Below are 17,728 nucleotides of genomic sequence, written 5' to 3'. Positions count from 1 at the left end.
GGAGCACGATGAGCCAGGCCTTTTTCATTGCGGGTACCGATACCGATGTCGGTAAGACCACCATCGCCGCCGGCCTGTTGCATGCGGCGCGTTTGCAGGGCATGAGCACGCTGGGTGCCAAGCCGGTGGCCTCGGGCTGCACCATGACGCCGAAAGGCTTGCGCAATAGCGATGCCCTGGCGCTGATCGACGAAAGCACGGTCAAGCTGCCCTATGAGCAGGTCAATCCGTTTGCCTTCGAGCCTGCTATAGCCCCGCATGTGGCGGCGCGCGAGGCAGGGGTGACGCTGGCTGTACCTGAACTGCTCGCGGCGATGCGCAATGTGCTGCAACAAAATGCCGACTTCACCTTGATAGAGGGGGCCGGTGGCTGGCGTGTACCGCTGTCGGGCCTGGAAAACCTGTCCGACCTTGCCGTTGCCCTGCGGTTGCCGGTGATTCTGGTGGTAGGCGTGCGGTTGGGTTGCATCAGCCATGCCTTGCTCAGCGCCGAAGCGATCGAGCGTGATGGGCTGCAGTTGGCGGGTTGGGTGGCAAACATCATCGAGCCGCGCACCTCACGCCTGGAAGAGAACCTGGCCAGCCTTGCAGAGCGCCTGCCGGCGCCTTGCCTGGGGCGGGTGCCCAAGCTCAAGCAGGCCAGTGCCGACATGGTGGCTGAGCATCTGCAGCTGGATCTGTTGGATTAGTGTGTTGCAGGCCCGGCCTCTTCGCGGGTAAACCCGCTCCTACGAGGGAACGCATACCGTTGTGGGCGCGGGTTTACCCGCGAAGCGGCCAGTGCAGGAATACCCAAGGCCTATCAACTGGCATTGAGCTATTAGGGATTTAAACGGGCCTTTTCGCCCCTAGCCTGTTTTAATTGGGGCTGTTCGTCATCCAGCGTCAATGGAGTCCTGACATGGAAATCACCGGTAGCTCCGCCTACTACGCGGGCCTGAGCGCAATCCAGACCGGCCAGAACCGCGTCGATCAGGCCGCCAGCCAGATCGCCAACACCACTGCCGAACGTACCGCCACTAGCCAGTCCAGCGATTTTCAGGCCGAACGCCTGCGCGCGGTCGACCGCAGCCAGCAGATGGACTTGGCCACCAGTGTCGTGCAACAGGCGGTGGGCAAGACCGAAGTCGAGCTCGGCGCAAAGGTCGTCAAGGCATCCGACGAAATGCTTGGCCGGATCATCGACACCTACGCCTGAACATTTGCTTCATCCCTTATTTCAGCGCCTGCCCTTGTAGGAGCGGGCTTGCCCGCGAATGCGTCCGATCAGACAACAATTTTGTCTGGTCGGGCCTCTTCGCGGGCAAGCCCGCTCCTACAAGGGTTTGTGCCATCGCATGACTGATTTACCATTTTTCGTGGCGTAAATGGCACCATAGTCCATCCTTGACAGAAAGCTGAGCTAAACGTAAGTTTCAAACAACTGTTTGATCGGCTTCCGCCAAGCGCGGGTCACCCCACAGAACTCACCTAGAGGTTCATCGCAATGCCTGACTACAAAGCCCCCTTGCGTGATATCCGCTTCGTTCGCGACGAGCTGCTTGGCTATGAGGCGCACTATCAGAGCCTGCCGGGCTGCCAGGACGCCACGCCCGACATGGTCGACGCGATCCTTGAAGAAGGCGCGAAGTTCTGTGAGCAGGTGTTGTCGCCGCTGAACCGCGTGGGTGACCAGGAAGGCTGCACCTGGAGCGAATCGGGGGTGAAAACCCCAACCGGCTTCAAGGAAGCCTACCAGCAGTTCGTCGAAGGCGGCTGGCCGAGCCTGGCACATGACGTCGAACATGGCGGCCAAGGCCTGCCAGAATCGCTGGGCCTGGCCCTGAGCGAAATGGTCGGTGGCTCGAACTGGTCGTGGGGTATGTACCCAGGCCTGTCGCATGGCGCGATGAACACTATTTCTGCGCATGGCACTGCCGAGCAGCAGCACACCTACCTGACCAAGCTGGTGTCCGGCGAGTGGACCGGCACCATGTGCCTGACTGAACCGCACTGCGGGACCGACCTGGGCATGCTGCGCACCAAGGCCGAGCCACAGGCCGATGGTAGCTACAAAGTGTCGGGCACCAAGATCTTCATTTCGGCCGGTGAGCACGACATGGCCGACAACATCGTCCATATCGTTCTGGCCCGCCTGCCGGACGCACCGGCCGGCACCAAGGGTATTTCACTGTTCATCGTGCCGAAGTTCCTGCCCAACGCCGAAGGCGGTGTGGGCGAGCGCAACGGCGTGAGCTGCGGCTCGATCGAACACAAGATGGGCATCCACGGTAACGCCACCTGCGTCATGAACTTCGATGCTGCCACCGGCTACCTGATCGGCCCAGCCAACAAAGGCCTGAACTGCATGTTCACCTTCATGAACACTGCTCGTCTGGGGACCGCGCTGCAAGGCCTGGCTCACGCCGAGGTCGCGTTCCAGGGTGGCTTGAAGTACGCCCGTGAGCGCCTGCAGATGCGTTCCCTGACCGGCCCGAAAGCACCGGACAAGGCCGCTGACCCGATTATCGTCCATCCCGACGTGCGCCGCATGCTGCTGACCATGAAGGCCTTCGCCGAAGGCAACCGCGCGATGGTTTACTTCACCGCCAAGCAGGTGGACATCGTCAAGTACAGCCAGGACGAAGAAGAGCGCAAGAAGGCTGACGCCCTGCTGGCGTTCCTGACCCCGATCGCCAAGGCATTCATGACCGAAGTCGGTTTCGAAGCCGCCAACCACGGCGTACAGATCTACGGTGGCCATGGCTTCATCGCCGAATGGGGCATGGAGCAGAACGTGCGCGACAGCCGTATCTCCATGCTTTACGAAGGCACTACCGGTATTCAGGCCCTCGACCTGCTCGGTCGCAAAGTGCTGATGACTCAGGGCGAAGCACTGAAGGGCTTCACCAAGATCGTGCACAAGTTCTGCCAGGCGCAGGAAGGTAACGAAGCGGTCAAGGAGTTCGTCGAACCGCTGGCGGCCATCAACAAGGAGTGGGGCGAGCTGACCATGAAAGTGGGCATGGCTGCCATGAAGGACCGTGAAGAAGTGGGTGCGGCTTCGGTCGATTACCTGATGTACTCCGGCTATGCCTGCCTGGCCTACTTCTGGGCCGACATCGCCCGCCTGGCCGCCGAGAAACTGGCAGCCGGCACCAGCGAGGAGGCGTTCTACACCGCCAAGCTGCAGACAGCCCGCTTCTACTTCCAGCGCATCCTGCCACGTACCCGTACCCATGTGGCGACCATGCTGTCGGGCGCCAACAACCTGATGGCGATGGACGAAGAGCACTTCGGTCTGTCGTACTGATACTGGCGCTGTACCCAAAACCCGCCTGCCCTGACCGGCAGGCGGGTTTTTTACGTCTTCAGGTTCAGCGTGGTCCTTCGTAGGAGCGGGTTTACCCGCGAAAGGGCCGGCCCTGCTGGCCAATTTTCACCCGCCGTTCACCGTTGCCGCCACCACCGTATTCGCGGGTAAACCCGCTCCTACCACACTGATCGGTGGTGGCCACACATCAGGGGTTGAACACAGGCCGTCGTAGGAACGGGTTTACCCGCGAAGGATGCGACACGGTGCATGGGAAGTTCGTTCATCCAACCGCAAATTCAACTGTTCCAGTGCACTGCCGATGAAGTGAGGGCACAATGCCATTATTGATCTGCCGGGTTGGAGATTACCCTTGTTTCGTCTTAACGCTGTTCGCGCAAGCCACTTCCTGCCGTCGCTGTTCTTGTTGCTGGCAGGGCTCGCCGCAGCCTATGTGAGAGACCTCAGCGTCTTTTTCACATCGCTGTTCAATGTCCTGCCTACCTTGGTTCTACTGCTGGGCGGCGCCTACTGTGCGGTTTACCGCCGCCAGCGTGAGCTGTTCCTGATGCTGACGGTGTACATCGCCTACTTCCTGCTCGATACCCAGACCGACTTCTACCGTGACCATGGCCGCGTGCGTGAGGACGCCGCGGTGATCTTCCACCTTGTCTGCCTGTTGCTGCCGGCGCTGTTCGGGCTGTATGGCGCCTGGCAGGAGCGTACGCACCTGCTGCAGGACCTGGTCGCTCGCGGTGCCGTGCTGTTTGCCGTGGGCAGTGTGGCGGTGGCCCTCCAGCAAAGCTACCCCGAGGCGTTGCTGACCTGGTTGGCGGAGATCCGCTGGCCGGCTTTGCATGGCCACTGGATGAGCCTGATCCAGATGGTCTACCCGCTGTTCCTGGGTGTGTTCATTCTGCTGGTGGTGCAGTACCTGCGTGCACCCCGGCCGCTGCACGCCGCGCAGTTGATCGGCCTGCTGGGGATTTTCTGGATGCTGCCGCAAACCTTCATCCTGCCGTTTACCTTGAACATCATGTGCAGCCAGGTAATGCTGATGATCGCCGCAGCAGTGGCGCACGAGGCTTATCAGATGGCCTTCCGTGACGAGCTGACTGGCCTGCCGGGGCGCCGTGCCCTGAACGAGCGCATGCAGCGCCTGGGGCGTAACTATGTGATCGCCATGACCGATGTCGACCACTTCAAGAAATTCAACGACACCCACGGCCACGATGTCGGTGACCAAGTGCTGCGGTTGGTCGCCAGCCGTTTGTCCAAGGTCACCGGCGGTGGCCGCGCCTACCGTTATGGCGGGGAAGAGTTCGCTCTGGTGTTCGCCGGCAAGACTGCCGCGGAATGCGTGCCGCATGTGGAAGCCGTGCGTGAAGTGATCGCCAATTACGTGATGCACCTGCGCGATCAGCACAACCGCCCGCAGGATGATACCGCCGGGCGCCAGCGCCGGGCTGGCAGCACCGGCGGCACCGTCTCGGTCACCATCAGTATCGGCGTGGCCGAGCGCCAGGCCGATCATCGCAACCCCGAGGCGGTGCTGAAATCCGCCGACCAGGCGCTCTACAGTGCCAAAGGCGCGGGGCGCAATTGTGTCATGGTGCATGGGCGACAATCACTGCGTGGGGCAGTGCGCACGGCGTGACCAGGCGAGACTATGCAGTCTATTGATGACCCTATGTCTCGCAAAAGTTGTTCGGTTACACTGCCAGTAACCCCAGTGTCGCGGTTCCCCGAGACCGCCCCGACCCGACTAGCGAGAGGTTGTCATGGCTGACTATAAAGCGCCCCTGCGCGACATGCGCTTCGTACTGAATGAAGTCTTCAACGTGGCCGAGCAGTGGACGCAGTTGCCCGGGCTGGCCGAGGTTGTCGATGCCGACACAGCCATCGCCGTGCTGGAAGAAGCCGGCAAGGTAACCGCCAGGACCATTGCGCCGCTCAGCCGCGCCGCCGACGAAGAGGGCTGCCACTGGGACAACGGCGCGGTACGCACCCCAGCCGGGTTCATCGAGGCCTACAACACTTACGCTGAAGGCGGCTGGGTGGGCGTGGGCGGCGATCCGCTGTTCGGCGGTATGGGTATGCCCAAGGCCATCTCGGCCCAGGTGGAGGAAATGGTCAACGCGTCCAGCCTGGCCTTCGGCCTGTACCCGATGCTGACCGCCGGCGCCTGCCTGTCGATCAACGCCCACGCCAGCGAGGCCTTGAAGGAAAAATACCTTCCGAACATGTATGCCGGCGTTTGGGCCGGCTCCATGTGCCTGACCGAGCCGCATGCCGGTACTGACCTGGGCATTATCCGCACCAAGGCCGAGCCCCAGGCTGACGGCAGCTACAAGGTCAGCGGTACCAAGATCTTCATCACGGGTGGCGAACACGACCTGACCGAGAACATCATCCATCTTGTGCTGGCCAAGTTGCCGGATGCACCGGCGGGGCCGAAAGGTATTTCGCTGTTCCTGGTGCCGAAATTCCTGGTCAACGAAGACGGTAGCCTCGGCGCGCGGAACCCGGCCACTTGCGGCTCGATCGAGCACAAAATGGGCATCCAGGCTTCGGCTACCTGTGTGATGAACTTCGACGAAGCTGTCGGCTACATCGTCGGTGAGCCGAACAAAGGCCTGGCGGCCATGTTCACCATGATGAACTACGAGCGCCTGGGCGTCGGCATTCAAGGCCTGGCGTCGGCCGAGCGCTCCTACCAGAATGCCGTGGAGTACGCCCGCGATCGCCTGCAAAGCCGTGCCCCGACCGGCCCACAAGCCAAGGACAAGGCTGCTGACCCGATCATCGTCCACCCGGATGTGCGTCGCATGCTGTTGACCATGAAGGCGCTGATCGAGGGTGGCCGCGCTTTCTCCACCTACGTGGCCATGCAACTGGACAGTGCCAAGTACAGCGAAGACGCCAGCGTGCGCAAACGCAGCGAAGAGCTGGTGGCACTGCTGACGCCGGTGGCGAAGGCATTCCTCACCGACCTGGGCCTGGAGTGCGCAGTGCACGGCCAGCAGGTATTCGGCGGGCATGGTTACATTCGTGAGTGGGGGCAGGAGCAGTTGGTGCGCGATGTGCGCATTACCCAGATTTACGAGGGTACCAATGGCATCCAGGCCCTCGACCTGATGGGGCGTAAGGTGGTGGCCAGCGGCGGGGCATACTACAAGCTGTTCTCTGACGAGATTCGCCAGTTCATTAACCGTGCGGGCAGCGAATTGGACGAATTCACCAAGCCACTGGGCGCTTCGCTCGACCAGCTCGACGGGTTGACCGAGTGGGTATTGCAGCAGGCCAAGGGCAACCCGAATGAAATTGGCGCGGCTTCGGTCGAGTACCTGCATGCCTTTGGCTATGTTGCCTATGGCTACATGTGGGCACTGATGGCGCGGGCGGCCCAGGCGGGCGAGGGGGATGCGCCGTTCTATTCGGGCAAGCTGGGTACGGCGCGGTTCTACTTCGCGCGGTTGCTGCCACGGGTGGATTCGCTGGTGGCTTCGGTGAAGGCGGGAAGTGAGTCGCTGTACCTGCTGGATGCCGAGCAGTTCTGATCGATTGTTGGGGCTGCTGCGCAGCCCAGTCGCGACGCAAGGCCGCTCCCACAGGTATCGCCTAAGTTTGGATAGGTGGAAGCGGTCCCAGCCATCGCATATCTGTGAATGAACCCTCTGTGTAAGCTTTTTCCTACACGACGTGGTGACTTTTCACCACTGTTCTAAGATTGGATCCACGGTTAATCTTTACCACATGGACGTTGCGCAGGAAGCGCAAAGGACAGATCAAGGATGACGACGAAGGACCACCTGCCAGGATGGCGGGGCGATACGGATGTCACAGGGAAACAGTCTGGAAAACCCCGCTTCGGCGGGGTTTTCTTTATGTGCGTGTTTTAAGCCAGCACATCCAGCGGTGATGCACCCAACAGGCGGGCGTCCGTCTCTTCCTCAAGCAATGTGCGCAGCAACTCTACAGAGGCCTGCTGGCGCTGGGCATCGCGAAATACGAGGCCAACCTTCAATGGCACGCGCGGCTCGCTCAACGGCTTCCACAGCAGCCCCTGATCATCTTCGGCGGCCTCCTTGGCGCGCCCCGGCAGAATGGTCGCCAGCGCTGTGTGCGCGAGGCTATCGAGAATCCCTGCCATATTGTTCATCTCTGCCTGCACCTGCGGCCGTCGGCCCTGGCTGGCCAGCTGCGCCTGCCAGATCTGACGGATCTGGAACTCCTCGCCCAGCATCAGCATGGGCAACTCGGCGGCCTGGCGGATGGACACCTTCTTGAAGTCCTTCAGCGGGTGGGTATCGGGTATGACCAACTGCAACTCGTCTTCGTACAACAGCAGGCCATGCAGCCCTGGCTGGCGCGGCGGCAAATAGCTGATGCCGATGTCCAGGTTACCGTTGAGCAGGCGCCGTTCGATCTCCAACCCCGACAACTCGTAAATCTGCACGACCAGGTGAGGTTGAGCCTTGCGCAGCCGTTCAAGCAACTGCGGTATCAGGCTTGGCCGCACGGTCTGCAATACACCGATAGCCAAGGTGCGCAGCGACTGGCCCTTGAAGTTGCGCATGGCCTCGTGGGCACGCTGCAGGCCGTCGAGCAACGGCAGGGCATGGTTGTACAAGGTGTGGGCGGCCAGGGTCGGCAGCAAGCGTTTGTTGCTGCGCTCGAACAGGCTCAGGTCGAGGCTGTGCTCCAACTGGCGAATCTGCTGGGAAAGCGCCGGCTGTGACAGCGACAGGCGTTCGGCGGCACGGCTTACGTGACCTTCTTCGTACACCGCGACGAAATAACGCAGTTGGCGGAAATCCATAAGCAACACTTATCGAAAATGCTGGAAAAACGAAATGGTCGAAAACCCTGCTGAGGCCTAGTCTATCGCCGTATTCCAAAGGGTTACAGCGATGATTCGGTCGATTGTTACCCCGGATGAAAAACACTTTTGATAGGCAAGGCAAAATATCGAGTGTCGGCACCAAGACCGCACCGTGGCTGCCCTTTACCGTGATTGGTTGGAGCCCTTGATGAACCTGTTCAACCTGCGCCGCTCGGCTCCTGCCGCCGTCGCCGAGCCCAAGTGTGCGCCGGTGATCGTGCCGCACGCGACTGAGCTGTCGCCTGAGCGCCTGATGCCCGGCGCCGAACGTGCAGCGCAGGTATTCGTGCGTGGCCAGGGCTCGTGGTTGTGGGACAACGAAGGGCATGCCTACCTGGACTTCACTCAGGGCGGTGCGGTCAACAGCTTGGGCCACAGCCCCAGCGTGCTGGTCAAAGCGTTGGGCAACCAGGCTCAGGCGTTGATCAACCCAGGCTCGGGTTTCCACAACCGTGGCCTGCTGGGGCTGGTCAACCGGCTGTGTCAGAGTACCGGCAGTGACCAGGCCTACCTGCTCAACAGCGGTGCCGAGGCCTGTGAAGGGGCTATCAAGCTGGCGCGTAAGTGGGGCCAACTGCACCGCAATGGCGCCTATCACATCATTACCGCCAGCCAAGCCTGCCATGGCCGTAGCCTCGGTGCGCTGTCCGCGTCCGACCCGTTGCCGTGCAATCGCTGCGAACCTGGCCTGCCGGGTTTCAGCAAGGTGCCGTTCAATGACCTGGCGGCGCTGCACGCCGAGGTGGATTCACGCACCGTGGCAATCATGCTCGAGCCGATTCAGGGTGAGGCGGGCGTTATTCCCGCTACTCAGGAATACCTCAAGGGCGTGGAAACGCTCTGCCGCGAACTGGGCATCCTGCTGATCCTCGATGAAGTGCAGACCGGTATTGGTCGCTGTGGTGCGCTGCTGGCCGAGGAGCTCTATGGCGTGCGCGCCGACATCATCACCTTGGGCAAGGGCCTGGGGGGCGGCGTGCCGCTGGCCGCCTTGTTGGCGAGGGGCAAGGCATGCTGCGCCGAGCCTGGCGAGCTGGAAGGCAGCCATCACGGCAACGCGCTGATGTGCGCCGCCGGCCTGGCGGTGCTGGACAGCGTGCTGGAACCTGGCTTTCTGGCCCAGGTCCAGGACAACGGTCGCCACCTGCGTGAAGGCCTGAGCCGCCTGACCGGGCGCTATGGTCAGGGTGAAGTGCGCGGTCACGGGCTGCTATGGGCCCTGCAACTGAAAGAAAACCTGGCCCGCGAACTGGTGGCTGCGGCCCTGCACGAAGGCCTGCTGCTCAACGCGCCGCAAGTGGATGTAGTGCGCTTTTCACCGGCGCTGACTGTGAGCAAAGGAAACATCGACGAAATGCTGCTGCGCCTGGCGCGCGCTTTCGCCCGCCTGCATGCCCAACAGCAGGCCCGTCGCGAAGTGCCGGCGTAGCGGCCTGCCCAAGAATTCAACGAACCGTCTGGCGTTCCTGCGCATCGCCCCTGGCCTGTTTCATTCGGCCCGGGGCGTTTTTTTTGCCTGTGGAACCTCTACGGCTGGGAGCTAGTCTTTGATGTAACCCTTCAGGAGATACTCGCATGGACTTTATTCGCATCATCATCGCCATTCTTCTGCCACCTCTGGGCGTGTTTCTGCAGGTGGGGTTTGGCGGGGCGTTCTGGCTGAATATTCTGCTGACCTTGCTGGGGTACATTCCGGGGATCGTGCATGCGGTGTATATCATCGCCAAGCGTTGATACAGGCAGAGATTGGTCCCTGCAGGAGCAACGCAAGGTCGCTCCTGCAGGGGCGTCTGGAACTATTGCGCCAATACCCGGCAATAGAATTTCCACTCTTCTTCCAAGGCATGCGCCAGGTTCTCCGCCTTGCGGAACCCGTGCCGCTCCTGCGCATAAAAATACCCTTCAGCGTCGATCCCGTTGGCCTGTAGCGCCGCCAACATGGCGCGTGTCTGCTCCGGCACCACTACCGCATCCAGCTCACCCTGGAAGAAAATCACCGGCACCTTGATGCGCTGCGCATGCAGCAGCGGCGTGCGCTGGCGATAGCGTTCAGTGTCGCGCTGCGGGTCGCCGATCAGCCAGTCCAGGTAATCGCCCTCGAACTTGTGGGTGGCCCGGCCCAGGGCTATCGGGTCGCTGACCCCGTACAGGCTGGCGCCGGCGCGGAACACGTCATGGAACGCCAAGGCGCACAAGGTGGTGTAGCCACCGGCGCTACCGCCGCGGATGAACGCCTTTTGCTTGTCGACCAGGCCTTGAGCAGCCAGGTATTCGACCACCGCGCAGGCATCGGCCACATCACTTTCGCCCCAGCGCTGGTTCAGTGCCTGGCGGTATTCCCGACCATAGCCGGTGCTGCCCCGGTAGTTGAGGTCGGCCACGGCAAAGCCACGCTGGGTCCAGTACTGGATGCGCGGGTCGAGCACGGGATAGCAGGCTGAGGTTGGCCCGCCGTGGATGAACACCACCAGCGGTGCCGCGCTTTTTGACTGCGCTGGCGGGTAGAAGAAACCATGGGCCTGCTCGCCGTCACTGCCGTAATGGATTGACTGCGGCAGGCTGATTTGCCCTGCTGGCAGTATTTCGGCACCACCGGCCAGCACGCGTACTTCATGGTTGCTGCGGTCAATGGCAATGACCGCCGGTGGGCTGATGGGCGACGCGGCAATGGCATACAGGTGTTCGCTGTCCATGGCCAGGCTGCGAAAGCGTGTGTAGGCACTGGCGAAACGCTCCATACGGCCATCTTCACCACGCAGCCCCAATTGCCCGAAGCCGTCTTCGAACCAGCTGGCCAGGTAGCTTTGCGGGCCAAGTGCCCACCAGGTACAGGTGCCCAATTGCCAAGGCGCAGCAGCATGGTCCGCCGGTGCAGCAGGCAACGCCTGCCATTGGCCATCGACCTCACCCCAGGGTTGCCAGAAGCCATTGCGGTCGGACAGGCAGTAGAGCCGACCTTCGGCATCGAAGCGTGGTTGTTGCAGCGATTCCTCGGCAGCGGCTACACATTGCGCCGGTCCCCAGTGGCCGCTGGCATCGCGCACGCTGCACATCAACCGGGTGACGGTCCAGGGCTGCGCCGGGCGGTCCCATTCGATCCACGCCAGGCGCTGGCCATCGGCACTGACGGTAGGCGAGGCGTAGAAGTCGGCGCCCTCGGCGAGCACCTCGCGGCTGCTGTCACCCAAAGCGACCAGGCGGTGCTCTACGTGCTCGGCATGGCGCTCTTCGACGGCCAGCACGTGGCCGTCGTGCCACTGCACATCGCCATAGCGGCAGCTGGCATCCTGGGTCAGTGCACGTGGTAACAGATCGTCCAGCGGCTGGGTGTAGACCTGCTGGTCCTTTTCGTTGACGAACACCAGCCCATCGCCACCCAGGCAGAAGCTGCCGCCGCCGTACTCATAAACCCGGCTGCGTACGCTGAAACCGTCCGGGGTCAGGCAGCGGGCCTGGTAGTGCAGCCAGTGCCAGATACGGCACGCTCCATCGGCCGGGCGGAATTCGTTCCAGAACAGCCCGTCGGCACTGACCTTGAGTTCGGCGAAGTCGGTGCCGGCGGCAACCGCCTGGGCCGCGCTGAATTCAGCCGCGGGCGATGACACGGGAGTTTCGATCATTGCGGAAGGTCATCTGTTCGATCGCGAGCTGGGCGGTTTCTGCCTCCTCGCGGGCCTTGAGGATGATGCCGTGCTCGGTCGACTTGGCGCACACCGGGTCGGCGTTGCTGGCATCGCCGGTCAGCATGAAGGCCTGGCAGCGACAGCCGCCGAAGTCTTTTTCTTTCTCGTCGCAGGAGCGGCAAGGTTCGCGCATCCACTCATAGCCACGGAAGCGGTTGAAACCGAACGACTCATACCAGATATGGTGCAAGTCGTGGTCGCGTACATTCGGAAACTGCACGGGCAGCTGGCGGGCGCCGTGGCAGGGCAAGGCGGTACCGTCCGGGGTGATGGTGAGGAACAGGTTGCCCCAGCCGTTCATGCAGGCCTTGGGGCGCTCTTCGTAGTAGTCAGGGGTAACGAAAATCAGCTTGCACGGGTTGCCCTCGGCCTTGAGCTTGTCCCGGTATTCGTTGGTGATACGTTCGGCCCGCTCGAGTTGCGCGCGGGTTGGCAGCAGCCCAAGGCGGTTGAGGTGCGCCCAGCCATAGAACTGGCACGTGGCGAGCTCGACAAAGTCGGCCTCCAAGGCAATGCACAGCTCGATGATGCGGTCGATCTTGTCGATGTTGTGCCGATGGGTGACGAAGTTGAGCACCATCGGGTAGCCATGGGCTTTTACCGCGCGGGCCATTTCCAGCTTCTGTGCAAAAGCCTTTTTCGAGCCGGCCAGCAGGTTGTTCACCTGCTCGTCGCTGGCCTGGAAGCTGATCTGGATATGGTCCAGGCCGGCCTTCTTGAAGTCGGCGATGCGCGCCTCGGTCAGGCCAATGCCCGAGGTGATCAGGTTGGTGTAGTACCCCAGCCTGCGGGCTTCGCCGATCAGCTCGGCAAGGTCCTGGCGCACCAACGGTTCACCGCCGGAAAAGCCGATTTGCGCGGCGCCCATTTCCCGCGCTTCAGCCATGACCTTGAACCACTGTTCGGTGCTCAGCTCCTGGCCCTGGGCGGCGAAGTCCAGTGGATTGGAGCAGTAAGGGCACTGCAGCGGGCAGCGGTAGGTCAGTTCGGCCAGCAGCCACAGCGGCAGGCCGACCTCGGGCGTGGGCGGCAACTCAGGCGAGGACGATCCAGTGTTCGGCACGGGCCACCTCCATGAACTGCTCGATGTCGTCCGCCACTTCCGGGACACCGGGGAATTGCTGTTCGAGTTCGCTGATGATCGCTGCCACGTCACGCTGGCCGTCGATCAGGCCACCGATCAGGCTCGCGCTGTCGTTGAGCTTGATCATGCCTTCGGGGTACAGCAACACATGGCCCTTTTGCGCCGGCTCGTACTGGAAGCGGTAGCCGGGGCGCCAGTTGGGTACCTGGTTACGGTCGAAACTCATAGGGTGATTCCCTTGTGCCACACCCGTTCCTGGGTGACGGAGTGATAGGGCGGGCGGTTCAGTTCGTAGGCCATGCTCATGGCATCGAGCATACTCCAGAGGATATCCAGCTTGAACTGCAGTATCTCCAGCATACGCTCCTGGCCCGCACGGGTGGTGTAGTGCTGCAGGGTAATCGCCAGGCCGTGCTCCACATCGCGTCGAGCCTGGCCCAGGCGGGTACGGAAATACTCATAGCCGGCGGGGTCGATCCACGGGTAGTGCTGCGGCCAGCTGTCCAGGCGTGACTGGTGGATTTGCGGGGCGAACAGCTCGGTCAGCGAGCTGCTGGCGGCTTCCTGCCAGCTGGCGCGGCGGGCGAAGTTGACGTAGGCGTCCACGGCAAAGCGCACGCCAGGCAATACCAGTTCTTGCGAGCGCAATTGGTCCGGGTCCAGCCCGACAGCCTGGCCCAGGCGCAGCCAGGCTTCGATGCCGCCATCCTCGCCGGGCGCACCATCGTGGTCGAGCAGGCGCTGGATCCACTCGCGGCGCACTTCGCGGTCCGGGCAGTTGGCCAGGATCGCGGCATCTTTCATCGGGATGTTGACCTGGTAATAGAAGCGGTTGGCCACCCAGCCCTGGATCTGCTCGCGGGTGGCGCGGCCTTGATACATCGCCACGTGGTACGGGTGGTGGATGTGATAGTAGGCGCCCTTGGCGCGCAGGGCCTGCTCGAATTCGGCAGGGGACATTGGCAGTGCGTCGCTCATTCGGCTGGCTCCTGTAGAACGATTATCTGGCCTGGCACATCTCCCTCCCTCGTGGGAGCGGGCGTGCCCGCGAACACCGGCGAAACCGGTGCCATAGACCGTGTTGGCTTTTTCGCGGGCATGCCCGCTCCCACAGGGTCTGGTGTCGCCTCACAGACTGTTTTACAACTCGATGCTCATGCCATCGAAGGCAACTTCGACGCCCCGGCGCAGGACTTCGGCGCGCTCGGGTGAGTCTTCGTCGAGAATCGGGTTGGTGTTGTTGATGTGGATAAGTACCTTGCGCTGGCGCGGGAAGCCGTCGAGCACTTCCAGCATGCCGCCAGGGCCGTTCTGGGCCAGGTGACCCATCTCGCGGCCGGTGCGGGTGCCCACGCCACGGCGCTGCATTTCGTCGTCTTCCCACAGGGTGCCGTCGACCAGCAGGCAGTCGGCACCGTGCATCATCGCCAGCAGCTTTTCGTCTACCTGGCCCAGACCCGGGGCGTAGAACAGCTTGCCGCCGGTGCGGGTGTCTTCGACCATCAAACCCAGGTTATCGCCCGGGTGCGGGTCGAAGCGGTGTGGCGAATAAGGCGGCGCGGCGCTGCGCAGGGGGAAGGGGGTGAACTTGAGGTTGGGGCAGGCGTCGATCACGAAGCTGCCTTCCAGCTCGATACGGTTCCACTGCAGACCACCGTTCCAGTGGCTGAGCATGTTGAACAGCGGGAAACCGGTGGTCAGGTCTTGGTGGACCATGTCCGTGCACCACACCTGATGCGGGCAGCCTTCGCGCAGGCTGAGCAGGCCGGTGGTGTGGTCGATCTGGCTGTCTAGCAGGACGATGGCGTTGATACCGGTGTCGCGCAGTGCCCGGGCTGGCTGCATCGGCGCAAAGGCCTGCAGTTGGGCGCGGATATCGGGCGAGGCATTGCACAATATCCAGTGCACACCGTCGTCGGAAAGGGCGATGGATGACTGGGTGCGCGCCGTTGCTTTCAGGGTGCCATCACGGTAGCCCTTGCAGTTGACGCAGTTGCAGTTCCACTGCGGGAACCCGCCACCGGCGGCGGAACCGAGAACCTGGATGTACATGGCCACTCTCTATGCAGAAACCGGATCGGAAAAACGAAAACGCCCCGGCAGGCCGAGGCGTGAAACCCTAAGCCTGGCTTAGCGGTTAGCGAAGTACATGGTGACTTCGAAGCCGATACGCAGGTCAGTGTATGCAGGTTTGGTCCACATGGAATTACTCCTTCCGAATGAGGGTTGGGTTGTTCAGCTACTACTTGGGTACCGCCATGCGTTGGCAGTTCCGTGAAAACGGGATTGCGCTATCTTACAAGAAAAATTTGAACCGGAAGGTTAATTATTCGAGAAGCGCCGTTGCAGTTCGCGTAATAATCATCGATTTTCGCCCTGCCAGGAAGTGTCTGGCGCGGCAGCGTTGGCCAAACATAGCCAAGCGGAACCTGGGTCGAGCAGGTCGCTCAGCAGGTGGTCCAGATCCGTCTGCCGCGTAGTCAGGATAGACCTGCGCAGCACATCCAGCCGATCGGCTTGTGTGGCCAAGTGTGTCTGCCACGCCCATTCGGCGACATCGGCATCGGCCATGGCGGGCTCGTCGAATTGCCCAGCCAATGCCTGGCGAGCGGCCGGGTCAAGGGTGACGCCATGGCGCAGCAGGCTGAGCAGGTGGTCGAGCACCTGTGCCTGTGCGGTGTGGGGGGATTGCACGCCGAACAGCAGCCCACCGACACCCTCGATCTGACGAAAGGCGCTGAACACCGCGTAGCCGAGTTGCAAGTCTACCCGCAGGCGCTGGTAAACCGGCCCTTGCAGCAATTGGGCTAACAGGCGGCCTGCGGCTTCTTTGGCCGCAGGCAACGGGCAGAACAGCAGCAGGGCATGTTCGCTGCCTGGCACGTGGGCATGCTGCCAGCGGTGGTTGGCCCATGATGGCAGGGGGCTCGGCCGCGAGCCTTGCCCAGGGCACTGCAACAGCGCGGTACCCAAAGCGTTTAGCGCGGTATCCTCGAAGCCTGCAGCCATGCCATGCCACTCGGTGTGCAGCCACAGGCTGTCAAGTTGCTGCTGGGTCAGTGTGCAGGCAGGCACCACTGCGGGCACGCTGCCCCTTACTGCGTCTGGCAGTTGCTTGAGCAGGGCCCTGATGGGGATCAGGGCCGGGGGCTGCGCCGTGCAGGGCAGCCAGCAACTGGCAGGTGGCTTGAGCATCAATGCCAAGGCTTGTTCCACTGCCCGCAGCACTGCTGCTGGCAGGCCGGCGCAGCGCAACTGCCAGTATTCCCCGGCACTGCTGTACTGCAACTGCACAGAGGCGCGGTCACAACGTTCCTGCAGTGGCGCCAGGGCCTGTTCCAGCACACGCTCTAACGGCTGGCGCAAAGGTGAAGGTACATGCCAGCGCAGGTACAGCGCTGCGAATTGGCGCGCTGGCGGGAGCTGGTCACTGATCTTCATCGCTGCCGGCAGCGGCTGCGTCTTGGCATGGGGCAGGTCAGCCTTCAGCAATGGGTCGACTGGCAAAAGCTGCCAATCGCCATGGTCGCCACCTGGCAGACTTTCGAGCAGGGCGCCAAGCGCCTGCAACCCTTGTGTATCCAGCTTGGCGAACGGCTGGCCAGTGCTGTCCCGGCGGGCCAGCTCGAGCGCGCTGGCACTGTGCGCACGGCTGCGCTGCAGCAAGCCGAATTGGTGGTTCAACTGTTCGCGGTCGGCCTGACGGATGAACTTGAACCAACCTTGCAGCAGGGCGCTGGCTTCGTCCGGGCAAGCGTCGGCACTGAGTTTCAGGTCAAGGTGCCACAGCAGCTGACCGGCGAACGCATACAACCTTTCGGCCGTGAAACGTTGTAGCCAGCCACGCTCGCGCAGCGCGCCCAGCCAGGTACCTGGGCGGCTGTCTTCCAGGTAAGCGAACAGCAGTTCCAGGGCGTGCTCGGCTCCGCTGGGGAGGCCTTGGTGAGTGAAGGTCAGAGAGCTAGCGATTGCTGGCAGTGGCGGCGGCAGCATTTGCGGCACGCGCTCACCTGCAGCGAACAGTTCGGCATGCTGCCGGGCAAGGCGTTCAAGTTCATCCAGCGGCTGCGGCCCGCAAAGGCTCAAGCAGATCTGGCCGCCTTGGTAAAAGCGTTGATGAAAGCCCGCAAGCGCTTGCTGGAAAGCCGCGTCGTGCAAGGCCAGGGTGTATCGATTGCCAGCATGAAAAGCGCCCAGTGGATGCTTGGCTGACACTGACTGCAGCAAGGCGAACTGCTGTTGGGCCGATGGATTGCGCGACCAGGCGATGAATTCGGCATGGATCACTTCGCGTTCACGGCGTTGGCGTTCGATGCCCAGATTCGGTTCTGCCAGCATTTGGCACAGGCGCTCGAGACCGCCACCGAGCGCGTTGGGTGGCACCTCGAAGAAAAAGTCGGTGGCGCGTTCGCGGGTGCTGGCGTTGACCTGGCCACCCAGGGCTTGCACGTAGCGCATCAGGCCGTCTTCCAGCGGGAAGCGCAGGGTACCGAGGAAGAACAGGTGTTCGAGGAAGTGCGCCAGGCCGGGCCATTTGGCAGGCGCGTCGTGGCTGCCCGCGTGCACCCGCAGTGCGGCGGCCGAGCGCTTGAGGCGAGGGGCGTGGCGCAGGGTCAGTTGCAAGCCATTGGCGAGGGTAAGTTGGCGGATGGCGTCAGGCATGGGGGCTCCGGTGGCTGCTTTCCATGCTAACCGATTTGTTCGCAGGCCCGGCCTTTTCGCGGGTATGGCGCTGGTATGAAAGGCAGCGCAGATCCCGTGCGAGCGGGCGTGCCCGCGAATGG

Annotated in this window: 15 protein-coding genes; 7 read left to right on the top strand and 8 right to left on the bottom strand. The window is 62.4% G+C overall.

The window, feature by feature from the left end; genetic code table 11:
• Positions 1-8: 8 nt before the first annotated feature.
• The 5 genes from bioD (at position 9) to ACF8FG_RS12230 (ending at position 6,852) form a co-directional block, all read left to right on the top strand.
• The gene (gene bioD / locus ACF8FG_RS12250; RefSeq protein WP_003255605.1) at positions 9-689 is read left to right on the top strand and encodes a dethiobiotin synthase; all 681 of its coding nucleotides are present in this window, start codon (positions 9-11) and stop codon (positions 687-689) included.
• A 212-nt stretch (positions 690-901) separates the two neighbouring features.
• The gene (locus ACF8FG_RS12245) at positions 902-1,198 is read left to right on the top strand and encodes a hypothetical protein (protein WP_014589426.1); all 297 of its coding nucleotides are present in this window, start codon (positions 902-904) and stop codon (positions 1,196-1,198) included.
• Between the two features lie 288 nt (positions 1,199-1,486).
• On the top strand, positions 1,487-3,292 hold the full coding sequence (locus ACF8FG_RS12240; RefSeq protein WP_010951720.1) for a phenylacyl-CoA dehydrogenase: 1,806 nt from the start codon (positions 1,487-1,489) through the stop codon (positions 3,290-3,292).
• A gap of 373 nt (positions 3,293-3,665) precedes the next feature.
• Positions 3,666-4,949 (top strand): diguanylate cyclase, encoded by a 1,284-nt coding sequence (locus ACF8FG_RS12235; RefSeq protein WP_014589427.1) that lies wholly within the window; start codon positions 3,666-3,668, stop codon positions 4,947-4,949.
• A gap of 124 nt (positions 4,950-5,073) precedes the next feature.
• Entirely contained in the window at positions 5,074-6,852 is a 1,779-nt protein-coding gene (locus ACF8FG_RS12230) for an acyl-CoA dehydrogenase C-terminal domain-containing protein (protein WP_014589428.1), read from the top strand.
• A gap of 338 nt (positions 6,853-7,190) precedes the next feature.
• Here ACF8FG_RS12230 and ACF8FG_RS12225 read toward each other — a convergent pair whose 3' ends face one another.
• Positions 7,191-8,114, bottom strand: coding sequence for a LysR family transcriptional regulator (locus ACF8FG_RS12225; protein WP_392518821.1), 924 nt, complete (start codon positions 8,112-8,114; stop codon positions 7,191-7,193).
• A gap of 211 nt (positions 8,115-8,325) precedes the next feature.
• Between ACF8FG_RS12225 and ACF8FG_RS12220 the strand changes: the two genes are divergently transcribed.
• Positions 8,326-9,606, top strand: coding sequence for an aspartate aminotransferase family protein (locus ACF8FG_RS12220; protein WP_070383371.1), 1,281 nt, complete (start codon positions 8,326-8,328; stop codon positions 9,604-9,606).
• 146 nt (positions 9,607-9,752) lie between these two features.
• The gene (locus ACF8FG_RS12215) at positions 9,753-9,911 is read left to right on the top strand and encodes a YqaE/Pmp3 family membrane protein (protein WP_003177654.1); all 159 of its coding nucleotides are present in this window, start codon (positions 9,753-9,755) and stop codon (positions 9,909-9,911) included.
• 62 nt (positions 9,912-9,973) lie between these two features.
• Here ACF8FG_RS12215 and ACF8FG_RS12210 read toward each other — a convergent pair whose 3' ends face one another.
• The 7 genes from ACF8FG_RS12210 to pqqF all read right to left on the bottom strand — a co-directional run bounded on the left by ACF8FG_RS12210 (position 9,974) and on the right by pqqF (position 17,606).
• The gene (locus tag ACF8FG_RS12210; RefSeq protein ID WP_070383372.1) at positions 9,974-11,797 is read right to left on the bottom strand and encodes a S9 family peptidase; all 1,824 of its coding nucleotides are present in this window, start codon (positions 11,795-11,797) and stop codon (positions 9,974-9,976) included.
• A complete protein-coding gene (gene pqqE, locus ACF8FG_RS12205; RefSeq protein WP_019439092.1) occupies positions 11,763-12,923 on the bottom strand; it encodes a pyrroloquinoline quinone biosynthesis protein PqqE in 1,161 nt (386 codons plus the stop codon). Before pqqE ends, ACF8FG_RS12210 begins: the two co-directional genes overlap by 35 nt.
• Complete coding sequence (gene pqqD, locus ACF8FG_RS12200; RefSeq protein ID WP_010951728.1) at positions 12,895-13,170, bottom strand: pyrroloquinoline quinone biosynthesis peptide chaperone PqqD; 276 nt, start codon at positions 13,168-13,170, stop codon at positions 12,895-12,897. The genes pqqE and pqqD overlap by 29 nt, the downstream gene beginning before the upstream one ends.
• Positions 13,167-13,922 carry a pyrroloquinoline-quinone synthase PqqC gene (pqqC, locus tag ACF8FG_RS12195; RefSeq protein ID WP_003255592.1) on the bottom strand — a complete coding sequence of 252 codons (756 nt, stop codon included), beginning with the start codon at positions 13,920-13,922 and terminating at the stop codon, positions 13,167-13,169. The genes pqqD and pqqC overlap by 4 nt, the downstream gene beginning before the upstream one ends.
• A 162-nt stretch (positions 13,923-14,084) precedes the next feature.
• Complete coding sequence (gene pqqB / locus ACF8FG_RS12190; RefSeq protein ID WP_014589432.1) at positions 14,085-14,996, bottom strand: pyrroloquinoline quinone biosynthesis protein PqqB; 912 nt, start codon at positions 14,994-14,996, stop codon at positions 14,085-14,087.
• A gap of 78 nt (positions 14,997-15,074) precedes the next feature.
• The gene (gene pqqA / locus ACF8FG_RS12185; protein WP_003243383.1) at positions 15,075-15,146 is read right to left on the bottom strand and encodes a pyrroloquinoline quinone precursor peptide PqqA; all 72 of its coding nucleotides are present in this window, start codon (positions 15,144-15,146) and stop codon (positions 15,075-15,077) included.
• Positions 15,147-15,305: 159 nt separating this feature from the next.
• Entirely contained in the window at positions 15,306-17,606 is a 2,301-nt protein-coding gene (pqqF, locus tag ACF8FG_RS12180) for a pyrroloquinoline quinone biosynthesis protein PqqF (protein WP_070383373.1), read from the bottom strand.
• Positions 17,607-17,728 lie beyond the last annotated feature (122 nt).

Source organism: Pseudomonas sp. YQ_6 (assembly GCF_043103245.1).
Lineage (GTDB): Bacteria > Pseudomonadota > Gammaproteobacteria > Pseudomonadales > Pseudomonadaceae > Aquipseudomonas > Aquipseudomonas alloputida.
Note: the sequence above shows the minus strand (reverse complement) of the source record. Positions and strands in the feature narration are given on the sequence as shown.